Annotated in this window: 3 protein-coding genes; 1 reads left to right on the top strand and 2 read right to left on the bottom strand. The window is 67.6% G+C overall.

The features are described from left to right. The coding region (locus tag AC1DOC_RS29530) for an esterase/lipase family protein (protein WP_478131110.1) at positions 1 to 882 on the bottom strand (882 nt) is incomplete at its 3' end. Positions 883 to 1,079: 197 nt separating this feature from the next. On the opposite strand from AC1DOC_RS29530, the gene AC1DOC_RS29535 reads away from it, so the two are divergent. After that, entirely contained in the window at positions 1,080 to 2,183 is a 1,104-nt protein-coding gene (locus AC1DOC_RS29535) for an MBL fold metallo-hydrolase (RefSeq protein WP_062366519.1), read from the top strand. A 12-nt stretch (positions 2,184 to 2,195) separates the two neighbouring features. Here AC1DOC_RS29535 and AC1DOC_RS29540 read toward each other — a convergent pair. Next, the coding region (locus tag AC1DOC_RS29540; protein WP_478131111.1) for a hypothetical protein at positions 2,196 to 2,408 on the bottom strand (213 nt) is incomplete at its 5' end.

Here is a 2,408-nt window from a genome sequence, read left to right on the forward strand (position 1 = left end):
GCTGCGCCTGGCCTCGTCGATGGACCAGAGCGAGGCGTTCTCGATGCGCACCAGCCCGTCGCTGCCGTGGCCCGCGAACATGCGCGAGAGGCCCTTGGCGGCCTCGTAGTCGCCGCGGTTGGAGCCCACCATGCAGAAGAAGCGATCGGGCGGAAACGCGGCGGCCGGCAGGTAGTCCATGCGGCCATCGACCGGTGCCGTGTCCATGAACTCCGACATCCGCTCGCGGTTGAAGGTGTTCATCTCGTTGGCCGTGAGCCAGGCCGGCACGTTGATGCCGCCCATGTCGATGCCGTTGTGCGGCGTGGCGTAGGTGAACACCTTGTCGACGCAGGCGCGCGCCGCCGCATCGCCGAGCGCCGGGTTCTGCAGGAAGGCCCGCACCACCAGCCCGCCCATCGAATGCGCCACCAGGTAGCAGCGGAAGTCGGCCGGCGAGAAAGCGGCTCCTTCGCGCAGTGCCACCAGGTCGCGCACGCGAAGGATCAGCTTGCTCAAGCCCTGCGCGTAGATTTTCACGTCGCGCGACTTGCCGTCGCCCAGCAGCTCCGAGCCGCCGTCGTAGTAGCGGTAGATGACGATCGATGCGGCCGGAATGCCGTCCACGTCCTTGCCGGTTTCGTCGGGCGAAGGCTTCCAGTCGTTGTCGAGGATATCGAGGCCGTTCTGGTAGACGCTCTGGTACTGGAAGTCGGCCAGGAGGCGCACCACGGGCGATTCGAAGACGAACTTCTGCGCCGGCGCATCCTTCTTCACGGTGGCACGGTAGACCGTGGAGCCCACGTTGAAGCCGCAGAACGGATCGGCCGCGGTGTCGTCGCGCTCGGCCTCGGTCATGGCGTAGCCGCGCACGTAGATGATGGGATAGCGGTTGCTGCTCATGGTGTGGTCGCCTCCTTGAAGCCCGCGGAACGTGGCGCGCTTCAGTGTGCCGCGCGATGCCGCGGGCGGCCATAGAACGCATGGCCTACGACGAGCGGCGCGGAAATATCCCTGTGCGCCGAATGTTTCTGCCGCTGAAACCATTGGYGGCGGCGCGGCGGCTAAGCTCGCGCCGCAAAACCGGACAACACCTCGCCATGATCTCCTTTCTGAAGCGCCGCCTTCGCGGCTACGGCACATCGCTCTTCGCGGCCAGCTGCGCGCTCGTCGCGGGCTGCGCCAGCAACAGCGGGTGCGAGGCGCGCTACGACGCATCGCCGCAGTTCAAGGGATGCAGCTTCCAGAACCCGCCGAACCCGGACGTGCTGCCTTCGGCCAGCGGATGGCGGATCTGGTCGCGCTTCATCGTCGGCGACAAGGTGGGCACCGTGCCGGTCGACCCGATCCCGGTGCGCATGCTGGCCACCGCCGACCTGGAGGCGCTCGATCCCAAGGCCAACCATGTGGTGCGGCTCGGCCATTCGTCGCACCTGCTCAAGCTGCGGGGCAAGTACTGGCTGATCGACCCCGTGTTCAGCGAGCGCGCGTCGCCGTTCACCTTCGTCGGTCCCAAGCGCTTCCACAAGCCGCCGCTCACGCTCGAGCAGTTGCCACCGATCGAAGGCCTGATCCTCTCGCACGACCACTACGACCACCTCGACGTGGCCACCATCGAGTACCTCGCGCTGCGCGTGCAGCGCTACTTCGTGCCGCTGGGCGTGCGCGCGCGGCTGGTGGCCATGGGCGTGCCTGCGGAGCGCGTGACGGAGCTCGACTGGTGGCAAGGCGGCGAGCACGACGGCGTCAAGCTCACCGCCACGCCGGCGCAGCACTTTTCGGGCCGGACGCTGACCGACCGCGACCGCACGCTGTGGGCTTCATGGGTGGTGCAAAGCGGCGAGCAGCGCATCTTCTACAGCGGCGACTCGGGCTACTTTGCGGGCTTCAAGCAGATCGGCGAGCGCTTCGGCGGCTTCGACCTGGCGCTGATGGAAAACGGCGCCTACGACGCCTACTGGCCGGCCGTCCACATGACGCCCGAGCAGAGCGTGCAGGCCTTCGAGGACCTGCGCGGCAAGGTGCTCTATTCGGTGCACAACAGCACCTTCGACCTCGCCTTCCACACCTGGCACGATCCGCTGGACCGCATTGCCGACCTGTCGCAGGCCAAGAAGATCGAGCTCGCCACGCCGGTGATCGGCGAAGTGCTCACGGTGGGAAAGGCCCGCACCAACGAGCGCTGGTGGCAGGGCCTGCGCTGAGGCGAAAAGGCGCTAGCCGCGTTCCTTGCGCTCGCGCGCCCGGCGCTGCTGCCGGGTCTCGCCGGCCTGCGCCGCGATGCGGTCCTTCTCGCGCTGCTTGGCCCCGCGCTTCAGGCGCATGCGCCGGCCGAACCAGAAGCTCGCAAGGCCCGTGATCACCGCGATCACGAGGCCGATGATGCTGATGTCGATGCCGCCCATCACAGCACCCGCACGATGCTCGTC

Source organism: Variovorax sp. 01T439_2 (assembly GCF_056398445.1).

Excerpts from the sequence above, each read along its gene's own strand:
- AC1DOC_RS29535 (WP_062366519.1), top strand. The coding sequence starts at position 1,080 with ATGATCTCCTTTCTGAAGCGCCGCCTTCGCGGCTACGGCACATCGCTC.